The sequence below is a fragment of the Pseudomonas sp. 9AZ genome, from assembly GCF_902506525.1.
GTDB lineage: Bacteria > Pseudomonadota > Gammaproteobacteria > Pseudomonadales > Pseudomonadaceae > Aquipseudomonas > Aquipseudomonas peli.
In genome coordinates, this window is the sequence record NZ_LR733840.1 from 318,176 (window position 1) to 344,666 (window position 26,491).

The 26,491-nt window shown below is 51.3% G+C and carries 25 protein-coding genes; all 25 read right to left on the reverse strand.

The window, feature by feature from the left end:
- Positions 1-5 precede the first annotated feature (5 nt).
- Positions 6-623 carry an acetyltransferase gene (locus ALTER154_RS01615; protein WP_160084985.1) on the reverse strand — a complete coding sequence of 206 codons (618 nt, stop codon included), beginning with the start codon at positions 621-623 and terminating at the stop codon, positions 6-8.
- Positions 623-1,216, reverse strand: a complete 594-nt coding sequence (locus tag ALTER154_RS01620; RefSeq protein WP_306108823.1) for a sugar transferase — start codon at positions 1,214-1,216, stop codon at positions 623-625. The genes ALTER154_RS01615 and ALTER154_RS01620 overlap by 1 nt, the downstream gene beginning before the upstream one ends.
- Positions 1,213-2,442, reverse strand: a complete 1,230-nt coding sequence (locus ALTER154_RS01625) for a glycosyltransferase family 4 protein (RefSeq protein ID WP_160084986.1) — start codon at positions 2,440-2,442, stop codon at positions 1,213-1,215. Before ALTER154_RS01625 ends, ALTER154_RS01620 begins: the two co-directional genes overlap by 4 nt.
- 16 nt (positions 2,443-2,458) lie before the next feature.
- Positions 2,459-4,282, reverse strand: a complete 1,824-nt coding sequence (locus tag ALTER154_RS01630; protein WP_160084987.1) for a glucosamine 6-phosphate synthetase — start codon at positions 4,280-4,282, stop codon at positions 2,459-2,461.
- A gap of 72 nt (positions 4,283-4,354) precedes the next feature.
- Positions 4,355-5,443 carry a non-hydrolyzing UDP-N-acetylglucosamine 2-epimerase gene (gene wecB / locus ALTER154_RS01635; RefSeq protein WP_160084988.1) on the reverse strand — a complete coding sequence of 363 codons (1,089 nt, stop codon included), beginning with the start codon at positions 5,441-5,443 and terminating at the stop codon, positions 4,355-4,357.
- A 2-nt stretch (positions 5,444-5,445) separates the two neighbouring features.
- On the reverse strand, positions 5,446-6,534 hold the full coding sequence (locus tag ALTER154_RS01640; RefSeq protein WP_160084989.1) for a glycosyltransferase family 4 protein: 1,089 nt from the start codon (positions 6,532-6,534) through the stop codon (positions 5,446-5,448).
- Positions 6,535-6,581: 47 nt separating this feature from the next.
- Positions 6,582-7,721: a hypothetical protein gene (locus tag ALTER154_RS01645; protein ID WP_160084990.1), complete on the reverse strand. Its 1,140-nt coding sequence runs from the start codon at positions 7,719-7,721 to the stop codon at positions 6,582-6,584.
- Complete coding sequence (locus ALTER154_RS01650; protein ID WP_160084991.1) at positions 7,721-8,461, reverse strand: AAC(3) family N-acetyltransferase; 741 nt, start codon at positions 8,459-8,461, stop codon at positions 7,721-7,723. Before ALTER154_RS01650 ends, ALTER154_RS01645 begins: the two co-directional genes overlap by 1 nt.
- A 20-nt stretch (positions 8,462-8,481) precedes the next feature.
- Positions 8,482-9,633, reverse strand: a complete 1,152-nt coding sequence (locus tag ALTER154_RS01655; RefSeq protein WP_160084992.1) for an N-acetyl sugar amidotransferase — start codon at positions 9,631-9,633, stop codon at positions 8,482-8,484.
- A gap of 59 nt (positions 9,634-9,692) precedes the next feature.
- The gene (locus ALTER154_RS01660) at positions 9,693-10,982 is read right to left on the reverse strand and encodes a hypothetical protein (protein ID WP_160084993.1); all 1,290 of its coding nucleotides are present in this window, start codon (positions 10,980-10,982) and stop codon (positions 9,693-9,695) included.
- Positions 10,983-10,997: 15 nt separating this feature from the next.
- The gene (locus tag ALTER154_RS01665; protein ID WP_160084994.1) at positions 10,998-11,744 is read right to left on the reverse strand and encodes an AglZ/HisF2 family acetamidino modification protein; all 747 of its coding nucleotides are present in this window, start codon (positions 11,742-11,744) and stop codon (positions 10,998-11,000) included.
- Positions 11,745-12,356: an imidazole glycerol phosphate synthase subunit HisH gene (gene hisH / locus ALTER154_RS01670; protein WP_160084995.1), complete on the reverse strand. Its 612-nt coding sequence runs from the start codon at positions 12,354-12,356 to the stop codon at positions 11,745-11,747.
- A complete protein-coding gene (locus tag ALTER154_RS01675; RefSeq protein ID WP_160084996.1) occupies positions 12,353-13,582 on the reverse strand; it encodes a lipopolysaccharide biosynthesis protein in 1,230 nt (409 codons plus the stop codon). The genes hisH and ALTER154_RS01675 overlap by 4 nt, the downstream gene beginning before the upstream one ends.
- Before the next feature lie 95 nt (positions 13,583-13,677).
- Positions 13,678-14,787: a DegT/DnrJ/EryC1/StrS aminotransferase family protein gene (locus ALTER154_RS01680; protein WP_160084997.1), complete on the reverse strand. Its 1,110-nt coding sequence runs from the start codon at positions 14,785-14,787 to the stop codon at positions 13,678-13,680.
- A gap of 3 nt (positions 14,788-14,790) precedes the next feature.
- On the reverse strand, positions 14,791-15,372 hold the full coding sequence (gene wbpD / locus ALTER154_RS01685; protein ID WP_160084998.1) for a UDP-2-acetamido-3-amino-2,3-dideoxy-D-glucuronate N-acetyltransferase: 582 nt from the start codon (positions 15,370-15,372) through the stop codon (positions 14,791-14,793).
- Between the two features lie 199 nt (positions 15,373-15,571).
- The gene (wbpB, locus tag ALTER154_RS01690) at positions 15,572-16,522 is read right to left on the reverse strand and encodes a UDP-N-acetyl-2-amino-2-deoxy-D-glucuronate oxidase (RefSeq protein ID WP_160084999.1); all 951 of its coding nucleotides are present in this window, start codon (positions 16,520-16,522) and stop codon (positions 15,572-15,574) included.
- A gap of 77 nt (positions 16,523-16,599) precedes the next feature.
- A complete protein-coding gene (gene wbpA / locus ALTER154_RS01695) occupies positions 16,600-17,913 on the reverse strand; it encodes a UDP-N-acetyl-D-glucosamine 6-dehydrogenase (protein ID WP_160085000.1) in 1,314 nt (437 codons plus the stop codon).
- 104 nt (positions 17,914-18,017) lie between these two features.
- Complete coding sequence (locus tag ALTER154_RS01700; protein ID WP_256665374.1) at positions 18,018-19,088, reverse strand: LPS O-antigen chain length determinant protein WzzB; 1,071 nt, start codon at positions 19,086-19,088, stop codon at positions 18,018-18,020.
- Positions 19,048-19,251, reverse strand: a complete 204-nt coding sequence (locus ALTER154_RS21160) for a hypothetical protein (RefSeq protein WP_372239910.1) — start codon at positions 19,249-19,251, stop codon at positions 19,048-19,050. Before ALTER154_RS21160 ends, ALTER154_RS01700 begins: the two co-directional genes overlap by 41 nt.
- 163 nt (positions 19,252-19,414) lie before the next feature.
- Positions 19,415-19,699: a hypothetical protein gene (locus ALTER154_RS20940; RefSeq protein ID WP_256665375.1), complete on the reverse strand. Its 285-nt coding sequence runs from the start codon at positions 19,697-19,699 to the stop codon at positions 19,415-19,417.
- Positions 19,700-20,107: 408 nt separating this feature from the next.
- Entirely contained in the window at positions 20,108-20,392 is a 285-nt protein-coding gene (ihfB, locus tag ALTER154_RS01710) for an integration host factor subunit beta (protein ID WP_160085002.1), read from the reverse strand.
- A gap of 152 nt (positions 20,393-20,544) precedes the next feature.
- Positions 20,545-22,236 (reverse strand): 30S ribosomal protein S1, encoded by a 1,692-nt coding sequence (gene rpsA / locus ALTER154_RS01715; RefSeq protein ID WP_160085003.1) that lies wholly within the window; start codon positions 22,234-22,236, stop codon positions 20,545-20,547.
- A gap of 152 nt (positions 22,237-22,388) precedes the next feature.
- Positions 22,389-23,075 (reverse strand): (d)CMP kinase, encoded by a 687-nt coding sequence (gene cmk / locus ALTER154_RS01720; RefSeq protein WP_160085004.1) that lies wholly within the window; start codon positions 23,073-23,075, stop codon positions 22,389-22,391.
- Positions 23,072-25,327 (reverse strand): bifunctional prephenate dehydrogenase/3-phosphoshikimate 1-carboxyvinyltransferase, encoded by a 2,256-nt coding sequence (locus ALTER154_RS01725; protein WP_160085005.1) that lies wholly within the window; start codon positions 25,325-25,327, stop codon positions 23,072-23,074. The genes cmk and ALTER154_RS01725 overlap by 4 nt, the downstream gene beginning before the upstream one ends.
- Positions 25,324-26,430 (reverse strand): histidinol-phosphate transaminase, encoded by a 1,107-nt coding sequence (hisC, locus tag ALTER154_RS01730; RefSeq protein ID WP_160085006.1) that lies wholly within the window; start codon positions 26,428-26,430, stop codon positions 25,324-25,326. The genes ALTER154_RS01725 and hisC overlap by 4 nt, the downstream gene beginning before the upstream one ends.
- Positions 26,431-26,491 lie beyond the last annotated feature (61 nt).

Consider the following 26,491-nt stretch of genomic DNA (forward strand, 5'->3'; position numbering starts at 1 on the left):
TCTGATTACCTCATCCTTTTAGCCGGTACGCCGGCCACAGTCACATCATCTGGAATATCACTCACGACCGCCGAACCGGCGCCAACCATCACGCGCTCGCCGATGCGAACCAGTTGACGCACACTGGAACCGATACCGACCCAGCTCAAGTCACCCACTTGCACACCACCTGCTAGCCGGGAGCCTGGACTGATATGGACGGCATCGCCCAACACACAGTCATGATCGATGCTGCAGCCAGTATTGAGAATGGCACCCTGACCTACGCATGCCCCAGCATTCACTACAGTTCCAGCGAATACCACCGCCCCCTGACCAATAGCGGCGTAGCGACTGACGTTGGCGGCGGGATGAACCAATGTTACCAGGCAAGCCCCCGCCGCCCGCAGCTCAAGTAGCTTAGAGTGACGTATACGGTTATTGCCGATGGCCACCGCAACACCATCAAAGTCCGCTAACCGGGCCATTAGAACGGCGCTATCGCCTACAACTGGCCAAACAGCATTTGTTTGAAGCCCAGGCCAAGCGTCATCGAAAAATTCAACAGTCTGCCATCCACAGCATTCAGCAGTATCTGCGACCACCTTGCCATGCCCGCTAGCACCGAGAATGGCCAGTTTCATTAAGACTTTCTACCAGTGAATTTGGCCATGGTTGCCTCCCCATCCGCACTGATACCGTCGCGCACAATTACCTTTTTGATGGTCAAGAGGATGATTTTCAAATCCAGCAAAAATGAACGATTGTCCACGTACCAAATATCCAGCTTAAACTTCTCGTCCCAACTCAGGGCATTGCGGCCATTGATCTGAGCCCAACCGGTAACGCCAGGACGCGCCTCATGACGCCGATACTGCTCGGGACTGTAAAGCGGTAAGTACTCAATCAACAGTGGTCGCGGACCGACCAAGCTCATATCGCCTTTGAGTACGTTCCACAACTCTGGCAACTCATCCAGGCTGCTGGAACGCAGAAAACTGCCAAACGACGTCATTCGTTGAGAGTCTGGCAGCGGGTTGCCATCGACATCGAAAGCATCGAGCATGGTTCGAAATTTCACCATCTTAAACGGAACTCCGTTCAGACCTGGCCGAACCTGCGAGAAAATTACTGGCGAACCTAGTTTGCGATGAATACACACCGCCACGATGGCAATGATAGGAGCAAGGACTATCAGACAGAACGAGGCAAGCAAAATATCCAGAAGCCGCTTCACTTGCAGCCCCTTGGAAAAAGAATCGCTAGATAGTCGCTGGCCAACTTCGAGTAGCTACGATTCTGCAGCAACCATTCACGCCCTCTCACACCCATTTCTTCTCGCTCCGATTGGTTCCGGCGACTCATCTCAAGAATAGCGACCACGAGCGCATCAACATCGTTCGCAGGGACGAAATTACCGCACCCAGCCTCATTGATCATTGATGGGTAACCATTATAAGAGGCCACAACAGGCTTGGCGGCCAGCATATAATCGATGACCTTGTTTAAAGACTGACCGTAGTCCCATACCTTGGAATTATGAACCGAAAAATAGAGGAGATCGCCCTTTTCCAGCACTGCCTGAACCATGTTCCGCGCAACCTTCGGAGCGAACACTAGGTTGGTTAGATGACCATATTGACTCTGATAGCTTTGCCTCAGGGCGCCATCGCCGACGATGATGAACTCGATATCGTCGTGCTCTCGCATCGCTTGTGCCGCAGCGAAAAACACATCCAGCGCATTCGTGATTCCGATAGTGCCCGCATGCACGACCTTGAACTTATTGCTGGAAAGGTAGCGCTCAACGTAATCAACGGGAAGATCGGCAACGTCGTTCAAGTGATCCTGACTCACCCCCATCGGCACGCAGAAAACCGGACGCTCGCAGCCGATCTCGCTGCGTACATGCGCGGCCAGATTGGGCATAGTACCAACGATAGAGTCAGACTTACGGTAGGCGAGTCGCTCCAGCCAGGCCAAGCCCCTGACAAACAGGTTCCGGTTGCTGAAGCCACCCTCTTCCACAATGGTGAGTGGCCAAATGTCGCGTACCTCGAATACTAGCCGAGACTTATATTTGAAGCGCAGCAACAGACCATTAATGATGGTCAGCAGCGAAAGGCTGGAAATGATAACCACATCAGGCCGCGGTAACTGGCTCTTGTCGAGCCAGAACAGATTCCACTCGAAATGAAACCAGCTCAGAATCCTGCGCAAGGACTTGGCAACCGAGTATTTCATCGTTTTCAGCCAGACGATTTTTACACCATCGGCGTTCTGCAGCGTTACGCGCGCCTGCAATACCGGTAGATCCACCAGATTGTTGGAATCCGAGCTAATCACGACAACCTGACAACCGGCGCGCCGCATCTCATCTACCAAAAACCAGCCCCGTCCTCCGGGGCTATTGGCAGTCTTAGGGGAAAAATACTTCGTGACGTACCAGATTGTTTTGTTCATCGCGTCAGTTGGTCCGTCAGTCTTTGTACAAACGTGGAATTGCATTGATGATTTTGATCACCTCAGTGAAATCCATCCCCAAGGCATCAAGGTACCAGCGAATGTTTTGGTAACGCGGGCGGTTTTCTTCACTTACTAGCTCGAGTGCACGCTCGCGAGTAATCTCACCCTCACGTACCTGATTGCTGCGGAAGGTGTCATGCTCGGAAAAACCAGCAACGAGGTAGTAAATATAGTTGTACAGGCCCGCAGTACCATCACCGATACGCCAAGTAGTACTGGTATCGACTGCAAGCTCCCAGCCATAATCATTGATTAGCGTGTCATCGATGGTTTTCTCATCCCAACGCCAGTAATCAAAGATATGGTAGTAATCCTTCTTCTCAGTAAAACTACGGTAGTACTCGCCTGACAGTGTGTCCCAAAGCGAGCTGTTAAAATAGCCCGGACTTTTGAGCATCGCTTTAAAACGTAAGCTCTGGTATTCCATTTGTTTTTGCCAGCCATGCATATATACGCGTTTTTCCTCGAAATCCGGTGGAACACCGAGGAAGCCAGCTTTGAAGTGAGTAACCTCAAGCGGGTTAACGCCCCAGAGGTTCAGGCTGACACCAGTCTGCTTTTTCACCGTTTCGATATGACGGAAGAAGTGCTTATCACCGGAGGTCAGGATACTGATCATCCCTAGATGCGGAGCCTTCAACCAAGCTTTAAGGTTGACGGCAATATTCCTACGCTTCTTGGCGATATCGTCGGCAACTATAATATTCTCCACACCTAGCTCGGCGCTCATCCGGCTGATATTGCGCCGCCCAAGATCAGTCACCATGCCCCAGTCATAAGTATAGGTGACGGCGTTCATTTTCAATTCTTTAACTATCAGATGCAGTCCGTAACAGCTATCACGACCACCGGAGAACGGCACGATGCAGTCGGTAACGCCGGCACGGCGATAGCCCTCTACGAGATTGAAGAGCTCTTCTTTTGGCTTAGGGACATTGCGTGGTGTATAGGAGTGACAATAATTGCACACGCCGTCCGCATCAAAGATAATGTACGGCATCGTCTCAGGAAGAATACAGCGAGTACAACGGCGCAGATTCGGCTGAGGATATAGCAGTTGCTTTTCTTCGGACGAAATATATTGAAAAGGCGGAATCAAGTTATGAATACGTTGATTATCGTCAGAAACATTGATCACTGTAGAAGTCGGTAAATCCAAGACAAAAGCGTCTTGCTTAACCTGCTTGATATCAGAGCAGCCAATCTGACTAAGCGGGAACATTTCCGAAGAAAAACAGATACCCTCCTGAGCGTTACCAACATAAAGACTGCCATTGTTTGAGAAAAGCAACGCTTTGCCCAAACGAGGAATAACTATCGCACAGGCAACAACCCCCACACACAAAGTCAGCACCTTATGCGCCAGCCCGTCGAGATCGTCTCCCGACTCATCCAGATGTTGTTCGGCAATGGCAGCAATCACCTCACTATCGATTTCGAGAGCGCGGACGGGCTTGATGTGATTCCACACATCGGCATCATTGACGATGATGCCGTTGTGGATAACACAAATATCACCACGAACAACCGGCTGATTGTCAGAAAGACCGTTAGTAATCAAACGGCTATGACCAAAGACGAAAGAAGATTCGAAAGGCTTGACATTAGAAATCAACTTCTTAATGTCGTAATCGGCCCGTTTGACTTGATAACTAGAACTATCCGTATAGATCAGACCACTGGAATCACGCCCGCGTTGCCTAGCGTGCAAAGCCAGAGTCATTAGACTTTGTTGGTTAACCTTCTCTCTGGCAATAAAGCCAAAAATTCCGCACATAAAATGACTCTTTAAAGTAGCAGCATCACCGTCTGAACAGTGAAAACTTGCTTAAGATTATTAAATTAGAAGTTAAGAATTTAAGAGAATTGAAGCCGCCACCCGTCGCGCCGCGTCACCTGCCCCATAAGGCTGCACATCTTGCCCTCGACTACCCAGAGCAGCATCCATAGCCGCCTGAACTGCTCTCGCATCCTCCGGCGGTGCCAGCCGATTCCACCCAGCCTGTACAAGCTCCACCCATTCGGTTTCGTTACGCACGGTGATACAGGGCACCCGATAGAAAAAGGCTTCTTTTTGTACTCCGCCGCTGTCAGTAGCAATCAACGCGGCAAATTTTTCCAATTGCACCATGTCCAGATAACCAAGCGGATCAATCAACGTAACTTGACTGGCCAACGCCTCCAGCAAACCGGCTTTTTGTAGCTTGGCACGTGTACGCGGGTGTAGCGGCCAAACTACAGGCAGAGTACGGGCGGTAACACGAAGGGCTTCTACAATGACGGCAAGACGCTGAGGGTGATCAGTGTTTTCCTGACGATGGATGGTCGCAAGCACATAACCCTTTTCTGTAAGACCTAGCGCGGCCATCAAGCCGGTATCCGCTCGTACACGACTGCCATGGTGTAAGGCAACGTCATACATCACATCGCCAACTTCGGTGATACTGCTCTGCGCATGACCTTCACGCAACAGATTAGCGCTAGCGGTATGAGTAGGGGTAAATAGCCAGCGGGAGATGCGATCGGTCAGGATACGATTTATCTCTTCGGGCATTTTCATATTGAAACTGCGAAGTCCAGCCTCGACATGCGCAACTGGGATATCCAGCTTAGCTGCGGCTAAGGCACCAGCCAAAGTGGAGTTGGTATCACCATAGACTAGAACAACATCAGGCTGCTCCTGCAGTAATACCTGCTCCACCGCTTCAAGCATGCGCCCGGTCATGGCGCCATGATTACCGCCATGGATATCTAGGAAATAGTCCGGCTTGTTCATACCTAACTCGTCGAAGAAAACTTCAGACATATTGGCATCATAGTGCTGACCTGTATGAAGCATCACTTCGGCCAGTCCAGAGGTGGAAGCGATGGCGTGACTGACTACGCTGGCCTTAATAAATTGAGGGCGCGCACCCAAGACGGTCAGGACTTTTTTCATGACTACTTACCCTCTGATGCTTCGCTGGTCGGAACAACATTCGAGGCTAAAACCTCCTGATAAAGCTGAATCAGCTTCCTTTCTTCATTAAGCCAATTGTACTTTTCTAGAACTGCTCTACGACCATTTTCACCCATCCGCTCACAGCCGTCGGGATCACTTATCATTTGCGCAATTGCTTGGCGAATGTCATCAGGATTAGCGGGATTGACACAAATCCCACATTGAGCACCATCAACAATATCTCGCCAAAGAGGAAAGTCGGAAGCAATCACTGGTAATCCAGCCGCCATATACTCAAATAGCTTATTGGGAAAAGCATTAACATGGTTAGGCTCTGGTAAATAGCAGATCATGCCTACCATTGCCCCCCTCATAGCCTCAACAGCTGACTTACGGTCAATATTTCCCAAGTAATCAACATTGCGCCATCCCGGAAGTCGCTCTAGTTCCTTTCTTGTATCGTCGCTATCAAAAGGACCAGCCAAAACCATCTTTGTCTGTAGAGATGCTAAAGCAACAATAATCTCACGCACCCCACGGACAAGCGTGATCCCGCCTAAAAAGCAGACTACTGGGTTAGGATTTCTAGTAGCCGACACACTAATAATTTCAGATTGTAGGGGGAAATTATTAATAGCGATTGACCGACATCCTATACTCGAAAACCTCTCAGCTATAAATGGCGTTGCCCCAACCACGCAAGCCATTCGACGCGCGACAAAGTTCTCAAAAAACTCGAAGCACATAGAAACTATTCGACGTATCAAAAAAGGGATCCAATCACGACTCATAATAGATCTAGGGACATCTTCATGACTATCATAGATGACCTTGGCGCCACGCCCCTTGAGCGCAATTGCTATCGTCAACAACTCTGGATCATGAAAGTGGTAGATGCTCGCATTTATCTGCCGCGCTCTACGCAGCAAAAGCTTTGGGAACACCAACATACGCTGAAAACGTCCATGGGGAATACCGACATCTAGAACCTCGACATTACCAATCTTGGCGTCACCCTCACCATCAGCCACTACAAAATAGACACGGTATCCCGCAGCTGCAAGACTATTGCATTGTTTCAAGTGCACGCGTAACTCGTTACGGTGGTGACCTGAACTAACATGAACAACCTTAATCAAAGCAACTCCTTAACTTCGAGTTTTTCCTGCAGCCCCATGTAATATAATGAGCCACAAACTTCGTATCCTGCTGCTTTATGCTGGGCCGGATGCGATAGATATCCGATCGTGTCATTTGCACATGAGACAAGAAAATCAGAAGATTCAAAAGCAGTGATTTCAAGATGATAGAGATGTGAAATCTCGAACGGAAAAAAATGAAACTTCACCCCAGGAAAAAACTCGACAGAAAAAGCATCTACAGCCTCTCCACCTAGTGGAATTAGCTGCCGGGCCTGGACATTAAACTCATCGGCCACCAACGAGACCACTCGATACTTAACTGCCGCCTTGACGGCTTCAATATATTTTTCATTTAAGCGAAGGATGTCGGCAGCATCCGGATGCCAATTGAATTTCCAATTGAGACGAAAACGCGGAAGCCATGAAACCCGCTTCTTAGCAAGATTCGGACGAATATCACCTGCACACCCCTGCAAAAAAACTACAACTTCAACATCAAAACGCTCTCTAACCGCCTGACGAACTGCGCCAATGTAGTCAGAAGACAACTCACACTTAACACCGCGACTGGTTGGATGACAGGCATGATAAACCAAGACAAAATGGGCACATTTGTCATCACAAAATTCAAAAAAATAAATTGATTTATCAATGACTTTTGCATCATTCGGATAAAACCCGAAACGACTCGATAAAAACCGATTTAATAAATTATCTGGATAATCAAATCTACGATATACCGGAACGTCCAATTCGGACCGATAAAGACGACATACCGTTGACTCGACTTCATCGAGATGCATCTGTTCTAGAGCGTCAACATATGCATCAAAACCAACCTGACTAAATTCACCAATATGCGGCTTTCGATCATCGAGCATTGGAGCATAATGGGTATGCGTGGCCGCTAAAATATGATTTATATCACCCTTATTAAAGTACTCGACCAAACGTCCCGCATACAAAGCATCGACTGAAGAGATACGATAATTAAAACCATCTGGAGTCCAAACCTCGAACCCATTGCATTCGAGCATTTCGCTTGAACTCAACGACATTCGGCTTGCATCCCCCCCACCCAAAGGCTCACCTGGCTGCAAATTAACCTTAGATGAAAATAGTTTTACCTTCATCAATACAGCCTCAAGCTACAAGTTGGGCAGAAGCTCTTTTCACACTTAACGAATCGTGGCTTTTCACGAAGAACAGATAACTCCACCTGTAAAGCTCTTAAAGCTGAAGGGACAAATATCCACGACACACCGTTCCACTCACCCTTCACCAGATTATCATCTTGCTGATAAAGTTTATAAAACTTACCGAATGACTCGCTACACCCTGGTGCCTCCGGCGCTACTTTCGAAAAAACTCGTTCATCATCCACTACATCCCACCGAAGGAGATAACGAATTAAGTGTCGTTGACTCAACCCCAATATGTTCTGTGCGACATGAATTGTTGAGAAGCCCGGACTTTCATCAACACAGCCCAAAAGTAACATCGAAAAATCAAACTGCTCCGCTAACTCCTTAATCGGCAGAAAACAAGGCGAATCAGCATTATGTCGCTTTAGCACCTGAGCAACACGCTCGCCATACCCTGCAAACGCATGAGTAGGATGTCGACTAGCAACCGCTTCAGGCATATCTGAAACAAGCCTACCTAATGATCCTGAATTGGTTTTGTATGGCTCGCCTACGCGCGCAGGAGTTCTCCACAAAGGCCGTGCACCATGAAAATATGGGACAATAAGCTCATCAAACTCCAATCTATTTCGTAAAAAATTAATTACGCCTTTATCTGCTCGAATCTGTTTCGCAAGTGGCGCTAAACCAGCACGCACATACAAAATCCCTGATTTACACGCGATCATTATAATAGCCCCCCGAAACGCTAGGAGTAGACATTCACTCGCCTTCCCAGCATACGCTCAACTAAAAACTGAGCCTTCTTGAGTAACTTATAACGACTATCCCAGTTTTCGAAATCAGTGTAATGCCTATTCGGCTCCTGCATTAATTCATCAAACTCAGCACGCGATATGCGCAATTTTTTGCATAAATAAGCGATATCAACCTCAAGCTCCTGCAAATCATAGAGAGGCTCAGCCAGTTTCACAATCGCTTCATCCCGCGTCATCTGACCAGACACAATCAAACTAGAAAGATGAGGACGGCGCTTATCCATACCAAATTTTTCCGGCAAATAGTAATTCTGGAAAAACTTTGTAAAAACAGACTCCCCATGTTTGCGAGGGTACGGTTTGTAGCCAACAGTCTGCTGTAATTCCTTCAAGGCTTCCGCCTTGTCGTAAACCATGTAATTCAAAGGGCGTACCGTACGCATTTTCTTTACAAACGGATACCAAATATAGTGTTCAGAAAAGCTAATGGTTTTATAATTCTTAAGCTTAGATTTGCCATACTTATTATGTATAGCATTCAAATTTATGGCATCCATCGCACTACCATGCCAGGCAGAAGGTGAGATACCCTCTGTTGCCAAATTACCGCCCGAAAGGATGTAACGAATGTTATTCTTTGTAGCGAAATGGTAAAGGCTAGAAAAAAACACATGATCTTGCGGCACATCTTGGTTGGCTATTGCAGCGCGCAAATAGGCTAGCTGCAGATCTCTCATCTCTTCCCAATCTACAACATGTGTATGAAGATCATAACCGCAATGTTTGACAATAGACTCAATATTGGCAACGGCTAATTCACTGTTCCAACCGGCATCGACATGCATAACCAGTGGACGCAATCCCCACTCTTGCATTTTGATTGCCAGATAAGAACTATCCACACCACCGCTCAACCCCAGAATGCAGTCATACTCCTGTCCCTTACCACTGACTTTGATCCGCTGCACCAGAGCCTCCCAGCGACGACGACCTTCTTCGTTCGGAAACCATTCTCGACACGACCGCTCATCAAACTGATGACAATGATTGCAAATGCCATGCTCATCAAAAGTGATTTCCGGATCAGAGGTGTCCATCACGCATCGGCTGCAGACTTGAGCCGTTGAAACAGAATTTTGCATACTGAGTTAACCAAATTGTTATATGGAAATTAGCTAAAAAATTATCCTACTCTGACGAATCAGATTTGGGCGGGAGTATATTTATAAGATGTTTTACCGATATCCGAGAACAAAGCGAAAAGGACAAGCATACCGATTCCAGATGAAACCAAAGCCGTTGTAGCTGCTTGTTCGGTGAGCAGAATTGCGTAAGAGAATCCGATGTAAATCAGGGCCGGATTTTTCGTGCACTTATAATTAGCATCGAGCAAAGCAAAGACAAACGTAACAAGCAGGATCGTGGCGACATACATGGGAATGCCTCCAGCTGCGAGCTGATAGATAAACGCGTTAGTATTAGCATTCAATCCCGCCATACCAAGAAACCACTCACCAACAATAAACGTAACTGGTTCCGTTGAGTTTATACCCTCCAGTGCCATCCAGGTATGCATAGCGGTCGACCCCATAAACTCAAAATATGCTGAAATCAACCAGGGTGGTACGGTCAGGGCGCGACGAATAAAATAATCGGCGACAAAAGAGTAATTGAATGCAATATACTCAACTAAAAACAAAGCGAATATCCCCAACAATAGAAAACTGATCGCCCTCACCATTGTATGCATTTTCCCTATACGCACCGAATAACCGATTACAGAAGCTACAGCAATTATTAATAAAGGTGCCTTTAGACCAAGGAGGTAAAAAAATGAAACTCCACAAAATAGCGAAAATAGCCACAACCAAATCCGGCGCAGCCAACTTGCAACAAAAGCTAAGAAAGGCGCGAACCCATTGACAATGGCACTGCTTAAATACGCCAACAGCGAACCAGTAGTATAAATATCTCTACCTTCCATTCGTCGCTCATAGGCGGTATCAATACCGAAGCCTGCCGAAACCGGTTGGTTAAATAAACCAAAAATTACGCCAACCACAGAAACCAGAGTCAATAAAAAAACTCCAGACTCAAAGGTAATCAATCTAGGAATTCTAAGAGGCGGCACAGCCAGGCTCACTAACCGAATACAGATAAGCGGTGCCGCGAGCGTAAAAAAATATAGAACCAACTCTTGAGTAGAGATCATACTCCTTATAGGAAATAGAACCGCATATGGCAAGAGCACAAATAACCCATATAAAAAAGAAAAGAAATCTGACGGCTTGCTAATTGCTACCGGAAGAAATGCACCAATCACAGAAACGGTAACTAGTATAGTTAAAAAATAGTAGATATCTATTGGGAATTTTATATAACCAATATATTCATTCATCTCAGCCAACTGAAGACTGTACGACAAGATAATACCTAAAGCCAAAAGATAGACATAAACTAAAATTCCTATCCGAGATAATATTGATGACATTAGCTATTTCCGAACTTATAGACAAATATTCTTAGGATAATTGATGAGCACCGCTCGGTGTTTTCCGTGAAACACAAACATACTCCCCGCAGCGACTGCTGAAGCCCCCCCCTCAGTAACCGCCTGCGAGAGGTGCTCTAAGGTGCCGGCACCGCCGCAGGCCACGACCGGGACATTTACCGTCTGCGTAATACTGCGCAGGAGCTGCAAATCGTATCCTGTCATCATGCCATCACGATCCACATTGTTAATGAATATCTCGCCTATACCTGCTGATACCAACTGCTTTATATGCTCATCGAGACCAATTTTGGCGTCGACAGTTGCCGACTTTGTAACCACACGATATCCGCCGAACAGAGTCTTCTTGACGTCAACTGCACCAACGACTGCCTGGCTACCAAACATGTCAGCAGCTTCGCGAATCACACCCATTGATTCGGTTGCGACTGTATTGATAACGACTTTCTCGATTCCTGAGCGGATCAGACGGCGAACTTGTTCGAGATTGCGGATACCGCCACCGTAGGCCAGCGGCATAAAGGCCTCGCCAGCCATTTCCTCGATCAGCCCGTAGTTGGGCTCCCTTCCTTCTCGTGATGCATCGATATCGAGGACGACGATCTCATCGACCTCCTTGTCACTGAAAATCCGTATCGCATTGATAGGGTCGCCGACGTATACCGCCTCCTTGAATTTACGGGTCTTGACCAGCCCGTTACCACGAACGAGCAAGCAAGGAATGATACGTGCACGGTACATTCAGTCACCTTTCACAAACGAAGCGAGGAGTTGCTTACCGAATCGATGACTCTTCTCGGGATGGAATTGAACACCTGAGATGTTTCCGCGCGATACACCCGCTGCGAAGTCGATGCCGTAGTGCGCGAGCAGAAGAACGTCATCAGGATCAAACGGCTCCATGTAGTAGCTGTGCACGAAGTAGAAGCGCGCCTCGGCCGCCATGTCGCGAGTAAGACGATGACTGTCCGACCTAGGGCGCACCTGATTCCAGCCCATATGAGGTACGCGCAGGCCGGGCATCTCCGGAAAGCGGCGCACCCGCATGTCAAGCCAGCCGAGCCCTCGCTCTATTCCTTCGGCACTCTCGGTGCCAAGCATCTGCGCACCCACGCAGATACCCAGCAATGGCGTAGCTTGTTCGAGTACCTTGCGTTCCAACACAGGAATCAGTCCGCTTGCACGGAGATTTTGCATGCATGCATCGAATGAACCATTACCCGGCAGGATGATACGCTCGGCTTGCTCGACCTCTTCCGGTTTAGCGGTAATCGTGCATCGGATTCCGAGCCGCAGCAGCATGTTGGCCACCGCACTGATATTTCCGATGTCGTAGTCGATGATTGCAATCAACTTCTCACTCCCAGGCTAAAACGATACGACATTACTAGATAGATGACGTAGAGCATGCTGTAGCCAGCACTATAGGCCTGCAGCGCATGTTGATGATTAGTCGGGATGCTCAAGCTGGAAATGGTCATGCCTAGCAAGGCAATCTGCCAAAACAAATCCACATGTTGTTTTCCCGCGATGTAAACCATATAGCTCAGTGGGCTTGCAATAAAGCTCAGAGCAAACAGAGGCAGCAACCAAACCGCGATCGTGCCGGCGCCGCGCCACTCTTCGCCAAAAGCCAGCGCAAAGAGCGGCTCGTTGGCGAAGGCCATCACTGCGCAAAAGGCAAGCGAGCCTAATGCCAGTACTTTGAAGGTGCGGAGGTAGTCACTGCGGCACTCGCCGCGCTCGCGAAAACTGGTGGCAGCATGGCGTTTGAAAACGTCGAGCACCGACTTACCGAGCAGGCCAATGGGTGCCCCCAATATACGCATGGTCATAGCCAAGAGTCCGGCGGTCTCTGCGCCGAATCGGCTGGCTACGATAAGGAGTGGCAACTGGGCTGCCGCCGTATTGATGGCATCTGCAGGTAATGACAACAACGGGAATCGACGTTGACGACTCCAGAAACTTCGAATCGACACAATGGCCTGGCCGGCGGGAAAGGTGCCCACTGGCATCAGGTACGCTGAAACAGCGAGTCCGACAATCACACCCATAAGGTGTGAAATGGCAAGTGTGTCGGCGGACGCGTGAAATGCCCCTGCGATGACCTGAATGAACGTGACAGCGCCTGCCTGTGCAATGCGCATCATAGACAGTTGACGATAGCTACCTTCTGCAGCGGCCCAGGACTGCCAGGTTTGTGCGGCAGCGATTGCCAGTCCAGTCGGAACCGACGCGAAAATTAACACGGCTGGAAAAGCATTCATCCCGCCTGGCGCGACCAATCCGCCTATAGCAAGCAAGATGGCCGCAGCCCCGGCCACAAAACATGCGGTGGCTAGTGTAGAAAGAACTGCAAGCCGACGTGGCTCACCATCCACCTCGACCGCTAGAGCCATTTCGAAACGACCGGTCAATACCACGCTGAGCAACAGCACTATACCAAACCAGGCCGAGAACACGCCAAAATCGGCTGGCGCGTATAGACGGGCAATTACCAGCGATCCGATAATCGGAATAACCTGGGCTAGGGCAGAACCCGTCAGCACCGAAGCTACGCTTTTCCAGTAGCTACTCACTAGCTGAGGCCTGATGCAAAAAGCCACTCAACAGAGCTAATGAAGCTTGTGTAGTGAGCCAATACAGACGAAGAGGTACCCAGGCTACAGATGAACTAATTACTAGCAACGTATGCCCCATTCATAATTTCAACCAGTGGCGCTACAACTTTATTTAACTGATCGCCAGAAAGATAAGGATGCATTGGCAAGCTCATCACTCGGGTAGCAACGACATCGCCCACCGGCAGAATCGCATAAGCATCACTGACCGCGGGCTGACGATTAAGAGGGATCGGGTAATGAACAGCAGTCGGAACACCAATAAGACTCAGACGTTCCTGCACAAATTCACGATTTTCCAACTGGACGGTGAACTGTGCCCATGCACTTTGGTTATGCGCTTCGATAAAGGGCGCAGCGATGCCGGCTTCGTTCAGAAGACTCGCGTAACCGTTTGCGACCTGCTGCCTGAGCTGAACCTCCTCCTCAAAGATTTCAAGCTTTGGCAACAAAATCGCCGCCTGAATAGTATCCAATCGGCTATTCACACCAACCCGGATATGGTGATAACGGCGATCCTGACCGTGCCGCGCGATCTGACGCAGAACTTTTGCCAGTTGGTCGTCATTGGTGAAAATCGCGCCCCCATCGCCATAGCAACCTAGCGGCTTGCTGGGGAAGAAACTGGTGCAGGCAATGGTGCTCAAGTTGCAAGAACGTTTGCCCTTATAGGTAGCACCGAAACTCTGCGCAGCATCCTCAATTACTGGAATGCCGTGTTTAATTGCAATAGCGTTGATGGCGTCCATATCTGCGCACTGGCCATACAGCGACACAGGGATAATCGCCTTGGTACGTGTCGTGATGGCCGCGTCAAGCAGATTCGGGTCGAGGTTGTAAGTGCGCGGATCAATATCCACATACACGGGCTTTGCACCGAGCATCGCCACTGTTTCAGCAGTAGCGATGTAGGTGAAGCCTGGGGTAATGACCTCATCGCCTGGTCCAATGCCCAGCGCCATCTGGGCAATCTGCAGAGCATCGGTTCCATTGGCGCAGGTAATGCAGTATTTGGCGCCGGTAAAGGCGGCAAGCTTTTCTTCCAGTTCAGAGACTTCTGGACCAAGGATGTACTGGCCATGGGCTAATACGCGCTGAATACCAGCGTCGATCTTATCCTTAATACGGACTTGCTGGGTTTTCAGGTCGATGAATTCGATCATGTATTACGCATCCACTTTGCTTAGGGAATTACCGCTCAAAACATAGCGTGCCCTGGTGTGTTGGCAGGCAACCTCACCTTCGCCTGCCACTGGCAGAGCCAGTTGCTCGCCGAACTCGCTCATCCAACCAATCTGGCTGGCAGGTACACCTACCATCAGGGCATAGGCTGGCACATCCTTGTTGACTACCGCACCAGCCCCAATGAAGGCGAACTCGCCAATGGTCACACCGCAGACAATAGTGCAATTCGCACCAAGAGTAGCGCCCTTCTTTACCAACGTATCGCGGTACTGATCCTTACGCTCAATCAAGGAGCGCGGATTGTACACATTGGTGAATACCATACTCGGCCCGCAAAATACGCCCTCCTCGAGGGTGACGTTGTCGTACACAGAGACGTTGTTCTGCACTTTGCAGTTGTCGCCGATCACGACCTTGTTGCCGACGAAAACATTCTGGCCCAGAGATACGCCCTTACCAATGCGGGCGCCGCCACAAACGTGAACGAAATGCCAAACGCGCGAGCCTTTGCCGATTTGGGCACCATCATCGACGATGGCACTGGAGTGCTGAGTATAAGACATACGTTAATATCCAGAAATTAATTATTAATAAATCTTCCTAAAAGGACCAAACCTATAAATATAGCAATGGCGAGCTACGCACAAAATGACAACTTAAAACCAATTAAATTTAGCAATTCTTTAATAACTAAGAATGATCCGAAATCGGCCGATTATTTCAGACCATCTCGCGACAAGGCACTTGGTATGCCGATAACTGTTACTTGACTTGTGACGTCAAAAACGGGTGGCCTTCATTATTCTGCGCACTGACGATTGCAGCGCAGCGGATGGTGTTGACCGTTTCCACGCAATGCCGCGCATCTTCGATTCCGTAACCACGACCCGCGAGGATTTCCTGGTAGCTGGTGGTGTGTAGATCGGTGAAGCCTTCCGAAAACTCCACCTCCTCGCCGTTGACGGTGATGGAGCGGTAGGTTGGCTTCTTGCCCTTCACGGAATCAGGTAGGTCGTTGGCGTCGATGGAGAGAAACCAGCGCACGCGGGCGTTCTCATATTCGAGGTAGCCAGCAGCTTTATAGTCTGAAACGAAATGCACGACGTTGCGCTGCAGCTTGCCGAAGATGAAATGAAGCATGTCGTAGAAATGCACACCGATATTGGTGGCCACGCCAAAGGATTTGCGCGGGTCGCCTTTCCAGCTCTCCATGTACCACTTGCCACGCGAGGTTATGTAGGTCAGCTCGACATCGTATTTGTGTTGGCTGTTTTCGCAGGCGACCTTGTCCTTAAGACTGAGAATGGCCTGGTGGTGACGCAGTTGCAGTATGTTGTAGAGGCGCTTGCCGGTTTCCCGCTCGACCAAGGCAAGTTCATCGAGATTTTCCGGTGTGGGTACTAGCGGTTTCTCGCAAATGACATCGCACCCCATGCGCAGACCGGCGACGATATGCGAATGATGCAGGTAGTTGGGCGAGCAAACGGCGACATAGTCGAGTGCACTAGCTGGGTCACGTCTCAAGCGATAAGAGTGTTCTTGGAAACGTTCGAACTCGGTGAAGAACTCGCTTTGCGGCGAGATGCTGTCGATGATTCCGACCGAGTCGTTGATGTCGTAGGCGGAAACCAGCACGTTGCCGGTGTCCTTAATAGCGCGCATATGTCGGGGAGCAATGTATCCGGCTGCTCCGATCAGGGCAAAATTTTTCATGGGTGTTCCTTGCATTGCATCAGTACCCGGCAGGCTATAAATCGGACCTGCCAGGCAATGTTATAGGGGGCCAGTGATCAGGCTTTGATGATGTGCGCAGCCGGAGCGCGGTATTTGCCACGGCTATCGACAATCAGCTTGGCGTGTTGTTTGATCAGTTCGTAATCGAACTTATCGTGATCGGTGGCCAAGACTACAGCATCAAATCTAGCGAGGTTATCGGCCGTCAAAGCTTCGCTGCTAAGCTCGAAGTGGTGCTCGCGCATCTGAGGGAAAACCGGAACATGAGGGTCGGTGTAGGCCACAATGCCGCCCTTAGCCTCGATCAACTCCATAATCTCCACAGAGGGCGATTCGCGCATATCGTCAACGTTCTTCTTGTAAGCAATACCAAGAACAAGCACTTTGCTGCCCTTCACTGCCTTACCGCTATTATTCAGACCATCCATCAGCTTGCTCAGCACGTATTCGGGCATAGCTTGGTTGACTTCACCGGACAGCTCGATGAAACGCGTGTGAAGGCCGTATTCGCGGGCTTTCCAGGTCAGGTAGAAGGGATCGATGGGAATACAGTGGCCACCTAGGCCGGGGCCAGGGTAATAGGCTGTGAAGCCAAACGGCTTGGTAGCGGCAGCGTCGACCACTTCAAAAATATCGATACCCATTCGATCAGCAACGATCTTCATCTCGTTGACCAGACCGATGTTGACAGCACGATGGATGTTTTCCAGCAACTTGGTCATTTCCGCCGCTTTAGTTGAACTGACCGATACCACCTGATCGATTGCCTGCTCGTAAAGGGCAATACCAACTTCCAGGCAAGCCGGGGTATGACCGCCGATAACTTTTGGGATGGTACGGGTTTCGAAGTTTGGGTTGCCCGGATCTTCACGCTCAGGCGAATAGACCAAGAAAATCGACTCGCCTACCACCAGCCCCCCTTCCTGCACACGCGGCAGCAATTCTTCTTCGGTGGTGCCTGGGTAGGTAGTGCTTTCCAAGGAAACGATCTGGCCGGCACGCAGATAGGGCTTGAGTGCATTGGTTGTATCGATCACGAAGCTCATATCCGGCTCGCGATATTTATTCAGTGGCGTCGGCACGCAAAGAATCAGAGCATCACACTCGCTGACCCGACGAAAATCTGTAGTTGCCTCGAAGCCGCTTTGGCAGGCAGCCGTGATTTTATCAGCGGGGATATGTTCGATATAGCTCTGACCAGCGTTGAGCTTGCTCACCTTACTTTCATCAATATCTATGCCCAACACACGAAAGCCAATTGCGTTGTAGCGCAACATCAAGGGTAGGCCGACATATCCGAGCCCGACGATACCTACGAGGGCTTCCTTGTTTTTGAATTTATTAATGCTGGACTGCTTCTGCTGAGACATTAAACAACTCCGATATATCTAACTTAAACTCTTAATTTTAATATATTTTCAGAAACTTATGAAACGAGCTACATCTAACTGATACTTTCAGCCCTAGTAAAAAATCAGAACCTGGCTGCACGCTTTATAAGTATCAAGCGAATAAGTGCGGCAAAAACACCCAGCACCCCACCCAGTAAAACACCTAAAACTAGAACAAGAGCTTTTTTAGGCTTAATGGGCTGATCTGGAACTTCTATATCACCGTCTTGCCGAAAGACTGCAACCTTCTCGGGATTAATACTTACACTCGAGAACACCTGATATTTAGCTTCTAATTCACGCAGCTCTGGAACGAAAGGATCATCGGATAACCGCTCAACCAAAACTTGCATTTCCGCACGTAGAGCCTTAGTCCCTCGCATATACATTAGACTGCCGTCCATGAATGCGGAAAGCTCACTTTCATTTGAAACCCTCCCTGTAATCACAGGAGGATTGTCCAAGCCTATTGCCTCTGCAACCTTCAATGCCTCTTGCAATTGAACAATTCGATCATCTCGTCGACTCTTGGCACCCACCTGCTCAGACTTGATTTGCTGCTCAATATTGCGCGCCTGCACAGCAAGTTCGCGCTCCGCGTTTTCAAGCATTTCAGTCAGTGACCGCTCAGCCACCTGATCGATAAATTCTTTTGCCCAAGCTGAAGCTAACTGTGGCGAATGATAGTTCACAGCAACTGAAAACCGTTGCGGCTGGTTTTTATCAGGCACATTGATACTCAACTTATTATTGAAATTCTTATAAAGACTATCTCGCGACCCCGATCTCTGTGCTTCATCCAGAGACGGCAAATAGACCTCACGAAAAAACTTACGCTTAGAACTATCAGACTGGAGGTTTCGGGAAAAAACCGCATAAACATCATCAACCACAAATGGTTTTAAGCCATTACCTCTTGTTTTATCACCCGTCCGGCCCTGGTTGAAACCGGCAATATCACTGAGAGTAGGCGGCTGCACAGCAATGCGCGCCTCATAAACTGGCGTAGTAAAAAAAGCATATGTTGCTGCGCCTATGACGCACAGCATGGTGACCAAAATAATCAGCCACTTTTGTGCCCACAGGCCGCAAAAAAGCTCCACCAAGTCAATTTCATCGCCATAGATAGCTTGGCTGCTGTTTGAAGTTTTCATGTCGCTCATTGAATTGCGGCCCCGATATTAAGAATGACTCATAAAACACTGCGCCAAGTACTAGCTCTTTTCCACGATATCGGAAAATTAGTGCATCTCTCAATTGCCCCTTTTCCTCGAGCTGACCGTGAACAATCCGCACTTGTGACTGCCATTGGGGCATTCTGGTAAAAAACCAAAGCAATCCATTTAGATCCGCATGTACCGAAAAGCCGCATATGATATGCACTTAAGCCCGAATGGCATAGCGCTGCTCGTCCATTTACACTTACCCGCCTGTATGAAACCGACGTATATGCCGAACCGTGGTGCCTTAGACTGATACCCTACAAACAGTACATAATGCCTTCCTGCATGGCCTTGAGATAGTTGACGATACAACCACTGGAACACATTCCGTTACCAGCGATAAAGGTGACAGGCTGAGTAGCTTGGGCCTGACAGTTGACCATGGCCAGGCGAGCCTGGCCATGGTCAACTGTCAGCGGGTTACGAAATGCCGAAGGATTGCACCCGTTTTGGAGGCACGACAGAGCTTCAGCTTCCCAGAGGGGATACAGCTCTCGGTAGACCTTAGTGAAATGGCTGGCCAATAGGGAGTAGAGGATCACGGGGAGGCTAGACCAGTCGATTTGGGGCTGCTATGCACGCCAACCCTCGACTCGGACATCATGATTCGTCTTACCTTCTGCCCCTTGGAATAAGCCGCAATCGATCAACAGCCTGCTGGCGATATCCATAAGCAGTAGGCGGCAAGATGCGGCCACGCCTGACACAACACCATGATGAAAGATATGGGGGAAGTACATCGGCTAATCCATTAACTCAGGGAAAGTACGTCCATGACCAAACGACAGATAGCAATACGGGATAGACTGCAACTGATCCGGTAGTTCAGAAGGGCGCATTATGCCATGATAAAAAGATGAAGCCAGTCTCAGTCGACGAAAAAGCAACGCTGGGGAAATGACGATTTCAATAATTACGACCGCCCCACTCCGGCAGCAGCTCAAGTTTGGTCATTCATCTTCATTCACCCGATCCCGCAACTCCTTACCTGGCTTGAAATGCGGAACAAACTTACCATCTAATGTGACCGAGTCACCGGTCTTGGGATTACGCCCAACCCGCGGCGCGCGGTAATGCAGCGAAAAACTGCCAAAACCACGGATCTCAATCCGATCGCCAGTGGACAATGCCTGCGACATTTGCTCAAGCATGGTCTTGATCGCTAACTCAACATCCTTGGACGAGAGCTGCCCCTGATGGGTGACGATGCGCTCGATCAACTCCGACTTGGTCATGGTTTTCCCTTCTTTTTCAAGCGGCTAGATCACTAGATAAAAAGGTTTTAGCATGCCTCGTCAGATTTGAACAGCCTATAAAACAACACCTTAGCGATTTTTAGGCACAAAAAAGGGCGACCGAAGTCGCCCTTTTTCTGGATTACCTGAACTTAGTTCTGGTTTTCCATTTGCGCACGGATCAGATCACCAATGGTGGTCGGACCAGCAGAAGCAACTTCGTCCTGCTTAGTACGCATTTCTTTGATTGCTTCTTTCTCGTCTTCAACGTCTTTCGACTTAACCGACAAGCTGATTACGCGGCTCTTACGGTCAACGCTGATGATTTTGGCTTCAACTTCTTCGCCTTCTTTCAGGACGTTGCGCGCATCTTCAACGCGATCACGGCTGATTTCGGAGGCTTTCAGAGTGGCTTCGATGCCGTCGGCCAGAGTGATGATGGCGCCTTTGGCGTCAACTTCTTTAACGATACCGCGCACGATGGTGCCTTTATCGTTAACAGCAACGTAGTCGGAGAACGGATCTTCTTCCAGCTGCTTGATGCCGAGGGAAATGCGCTCACGCTCCGGATCAACGGAGAGGATAACGGTTTCCAGCTCGTCGCCTTTCTTGAAGCGGCGTACAGCTTCTTCGCCTACTTCGTTCCAGGAGATGTCGGACAGGTGAACGAGGCCGTCGATGCCGCCATCCAGACCAATGAAGATACCGAAATCGGTGATCGACTTGATGGTGCCGGAGATCTTGTCACCTTTGTTGAACTGACCGGAGAAATCTTCCCACGGGTTAGTTTTGCACTGCTTGATACCCAGGGAGATACGACGACGCTCTTCGTCGATATCCAGAACCATAACTTCCACTTCGTCGCCGACGTTAACGACTTTCGAAGGATGGATGTTTTTGTTGGTCCAATCCATTTCGGATACGTGCACTAGGCCTTCCACGCCTTCTTCCAGCTCTGCGAAGCAGCCGTAGTCGGTCAGGTTGGTTACACGCGCAGTAACACGAGTGTCCTGCGGGTAACGCGCCTTGATGGCAACCCATGGATCTTCGCCCAGCTGCTTGAGGCCGAGGGAAACACGATTGCGCTCGCGATCGTACTTGAGGATTTTGACGTCGATTTCATCGCCAACGTTGACGATTTCCGACGGATGCTTGATGCGCTTCCAAGCCATATCGGTGATGTGCAGCAGGCCGTCGACGCCACCCAGATCCACGAACGCGCCGTAGTCGGTGAGGTTCTTGACAATACCTTTGACTTGCTGGCCTTCCTGCAGGGATTCCAGCAGAGCCTCGCGCTCGGCGCTGTTCTCGGCTTCCAGAACGCTGCGGCGGGAAACGACAACGTTGTTGCGCTTCTGGTCCAGCTTGATGACTTTGAATTCGAGCTCTTTGCCTTCCAGGTGAGTGGTATCACGCACCGGACGGACATCGACCAAGGAACCTGGGAGGAACGCACGGATGCCGTTAACGTCGACAGTGAAGCCGCCCTTAACCTTACCGTTGATAACGCCCGTAACCACTTCCTCAGCGGCGAAAGCTGCTTCCAGAACGATCCAGCACTCGGCACGTTTGGCTTTTTCGCGGGACAGCTTGGTTTCACCAAAGCCATCTTCAACCGCGTCCAGGGCAACGTGAACTTCGTCACCGACCTTAATGGTCAGCTCGCCAGCGTCGTTGTGGAACTGTTCCAGCGGAATGAGGCCTTCAGACTTCAAACCAGCGTGAACGGTTACCCAACCAGCTTGGTAATCGATGTCGACGATGATAGCGGTGATGATCGAGCCAGCCTGAAGATTCAGGGTTTTTAGGCTTTCTTCAAACAGTTCAGCAAAGCTTTCGCTCATTTTAATTCCTGTTGATTCAGGGCAGGGAATCCGCCCAAACCACATTCCAGACAATGTGGGTACGTTCATTTAAAAAGAGGCAAACGGGACTAGGACTGGGTTCCCGTACGCCTCCTTGCGAGCCGGTCAGCTTAAAGCAGCTGTGGCTCTTATCATCCGGCGAGATCGCGATTGGCGACTTCACTCAGAATTCGTTCAAGCACTTGTTCGATGGAGAGTTCGGTGGAATCCAGCTGGATCGCATCGACTGCCGGCTTGAGCGGAGCCACTGCACGCTGGGTATCGCGCTCATCGCGCGCCTGAATCTCATCAAGAAGACTCGCGAGATTAACATCATCGCCCTTGGCCTTCAACTGTAAGTAACGGCGACGGGCACGCTCCTCGGCGCTGGCGGTGAGGAAAATCTTCAGCGGCGCATCCGGAAACACCACAGTGCCCATATCGCGGCCATCGGCAACCAGTCCTGGCATTTCCTGAAATGCCTGCTGACGCTGCAACAGAGCCTCACGCACGGCGGACAGCGAGGCCACCTGCGAAGCACCGGCGCCGACCTGCTCGTTACGGATCAGGTCAGTAACCTCTTCCCCTTCGAGGATGATGCGCTGGCCATGACCGCCACCGGCGGCGATAAATTGCACATCCAGATGAGCGGCAAGTAGTTTCATCGCCTCTTCATTGGTCAGATCAACGCCGTGATTACCGGCGGCAAAGGCCAGCAGGCGATACAGCGCGCCCGAGTCCAGCAGATTCCAGCCCAGTTGTTTAGCCAGCAGGCCGGCGATGGTGCCCTTGCCCGAGCCGCTCGGCCCGTCGATGGTGATAACCGGTGCGACGATCATGCCTTGCCCTCCTCGGCCACACGAATGCCAACCTGAGCCGACAGCGCGAGGAAGTTGGGGAACGAAGTGGCAACGTTGGCGCAATCATGGATGCGGATCGGCGCAGTGGCGCGCAGCGAGGCCACGCTGAACGACATGGCGATGCGGTGATCGCCGTGCGCCCAAACTTCGCCACCGCCGATGCTGCCGCCCTCAATGATAATGCCATCTGGCGTTGGCTCAGCCTTGACGCCCAGAGCAATCAAACCATCAGCCATCACCTGAATCCGGTCGGATTCCTTGACCCGCAGCTCTTCGGCGCCACGCAGCACAGTACGGCCTTCAGCCACCGAAGCGGCGACGAACAGCACCGGGAACTCATCAATAGCTAGGGGCACCAGGTCTTCGGGGATATCGATGCCTTTGAGCTTGGCGCTGCGCACGCGAATATCAGCCACGGTCTCGCCGCCGACTTCACGCTGGTTTTCCAGGGTGATGTCGCCGCCCATCAGCTTGAGGATATCGATGACGCCAGTACGGGTTGGGTTGATGCCTACGTGCTCAAGCACCAGCTCCGAGTCTTCGGCAATGCTGCCGGCCACCAGAAAGAATGCTGCCGAGGAGATATCTGCAGGCACTTCGATATGGGTCGCGGTCAGTTTATGGCCAGAGGTGACGCTGGCGGTGCTGCCATCCACGGTTACCGGGTAGCCGAAGCCACGCAGCATGCGCTCAGTGTGGTCGCGGGTAGGCGCAGGCTCAGTCACTGAGGTGGTCCCGGCGGCGTAAAGCCCAGCAAGCAGCAGGCAGGATTTAACCTGAGCACTGGCCATGGGCATTTCGTAATCCATCCCGGTCAGGCGCTGGCCGCCTTTGATCATCAGTGGCGGGCGACCTTCCGGGCCGGTTTCGATCACTGCGCCCATTTCGCGCAGCGGCTTGGCGACACGGTTCATCGGCCGCTTGGACAACGAGGCATCACCGGTCAGCGTGGTGTCGAACGGTTGCGCTGCCAACAAACCCGAGAGCAAGCGCATCGAGGTGCCAGAGTTGCCCATGTACAGCGGACCGGCCGGCGCCTTCAGACCATTCAGCCCCACCCCGTGAATGGTCACGCGGCCATGATGCGGGCCTTCGATGACCACCCCCATGTCGCGGAATGCCTGCAGCGTCGCCAGCGCGTCTTCACCTTCCAGAAAACCCTCGACATGCGTGGTGCCTTCAGCCAGCGAGCCGAGCATGATCGAACGGTGAGAGATGGACTTGTCGCCCGGAACGCGAATACGCCCGGAGAGTTTGCCGCCAGGGTTAGCCAGAAAAACCAGATCGTTCGAGTGCATAGCGTCCACATAGGCCCTACGGGCCAAAATTTTGCCGAAATGCTCACGGGCCACGCGGGCGCGGGTGAATACGCCCAGCAATTGATGCCCATCCCCAGCGTCGACCGCGTCGCGCAAGGCGTCGAGGTCGTCGCGAAATACGTCCAGCGTGCGCAGCACCGCCTCGCGGTTGGCGAGGAAGATGTCGTGCCACATGACCGGATCACTGCCGGCGATCCGCGTGAAGTCGCGGAAACCACCGGCGGCGTAACGAAAGATCTCCAGGTTCTCACTGCGCTTGGCCAGCGAGTCAACCAGAGTAAAGGCCAGCAAATGCGGCAGGTGACTGGTCGCAGCCAGCACCTGATCGTGATGCTCGACCTCCATATGCTCAACATCCGCGCCCAGCTCGCGCCACAGGGCGTCGACCAATGCCAGAGCTGCGTCATCACTCTGCTCGCAAGGCGTGAGGATGACCTTATGGCGGCGGAACAGCTGCGCATTGGACGCTTCCACACCGCTCTGCTCGGAGCCGGCAATCGGGTGGCCCGGCACAAAACGCACCGCTTTACCGGCAAAGGCCAGGCGCGCCGCACGCACCACATTGCCTTTGGCGCTGCCCACATCGGTGAGCACCGTCGTACCCAGGTCAAGCTTGGCCAGCTCTGCGAGCAGCTTTTCCATGGCCAGGATAGGCACCGCCAGCTGGATAATATCGGCCCCCTGACAGGCGGCAGCCAGATCAACCTCACAGCGATCAACCACCCCCAGCTCAACCGCCAACCGCCGCGACTCCGGGTCAAGATCGACACCTATCACTTCGCGGCACAGGCCGCGCTCACGCAAACCCTTGGCGAAGGAGCCGCCAATCAGGCCCAGGCCGATAACCACCAGGCGGCCGAGCTTAGGGGCGGCAGGTTGCACCTGAGTGACAGCAGATTTGGCTTCACTCACGCGCTCAGCACCTTGGCCAGGGCGTCAAGGAAGCGCGCGTTTTCAGCAGTTAGGCCAATCGACACCCGCAGGAAGTTCGGCATGCCATAACCGGCCACTGGGCGCACGATCACCCCAGCACGTAGCAGCGCCTGGTTGATCGCAGCGGTATCACGGCCAAAGTCCACAGCAATAAAGTTGCCTTTCGACGAGATCCAGCTCAGACCCAACTCGCGCAGGCCGGCCTCCAGCTGCGCCATGCCGGCGTCATTGAGCTGACGGCTTTGCGCCAGGTAATCGGCATCATCCAGCGCCGCACAGGCCGCGGCCAGGGCGAGGCTGTTGACGTTGAATGGCTGGCGTACACGGTTGAGTACATCGGCGATCTGCGCCGAGCTGAGCGCATAACCGACGCGCAGCGCCGCCAAGCCATAGGCCTTGGAGAAGGTGCGCGAGACCAGCAGATTGTCATAGCGCGCCAGGTACTTGAGGCCGTCCGGCAGCTCATCACCTTCGGCGAACTCGATATAAGCCTCATCCAGCACCACCAGCACATTGCCGGGTACGCGAGCGAGAAAACGCTCAAGCGCGTCGGGGCCGAACCAGGTGCCAGTCGGGTTGTTCGGGTTGGCGATAAACACCACGCGGGTGTTGGCGTCGATGGCAGCCAGCATGGCTTCCAGGTCGTGACCATGGTCCTGCGCCGGCACCACTTTGCCCTGAGCACCTACGGCCTGGGTCGAAATGGGGTAAACGGCAAAGGCATACTGACTGAACACCGCATTAAGGCCGGGGGCCAGATAGGCACGAGCGACCAGATCGAGAATGTCGTTGGAACCATTGCCCAGGGTGACCTGATTGATCTGCACGCCGCAACGCGCAGCCAGACGGCTTTTCAGCTCGAAACCATTGCCATCGGGGTAACGAGTCAGATCCGCCAGTTCGCCGCGAATCGCTTCCAGCGCCTTGGGGCTTGGACCTAGCGGATTCTCGTTACTGGCCAGCTTGACGATGCTGGCCGGGTCCAGATCCAGCTCACGGGCCAGCTCATCCACCGGTTTGCCTGGCACATAGGGCGAAAGCTGCTGTACGCCTGGCTGGGCCAGGGAGAGGAAATCGGTCATAGCAAAGCCTCACGCTTAAAGCCGCAAGCCCCAAGTACAGCCCGGCGTCGATGCGCGTGTA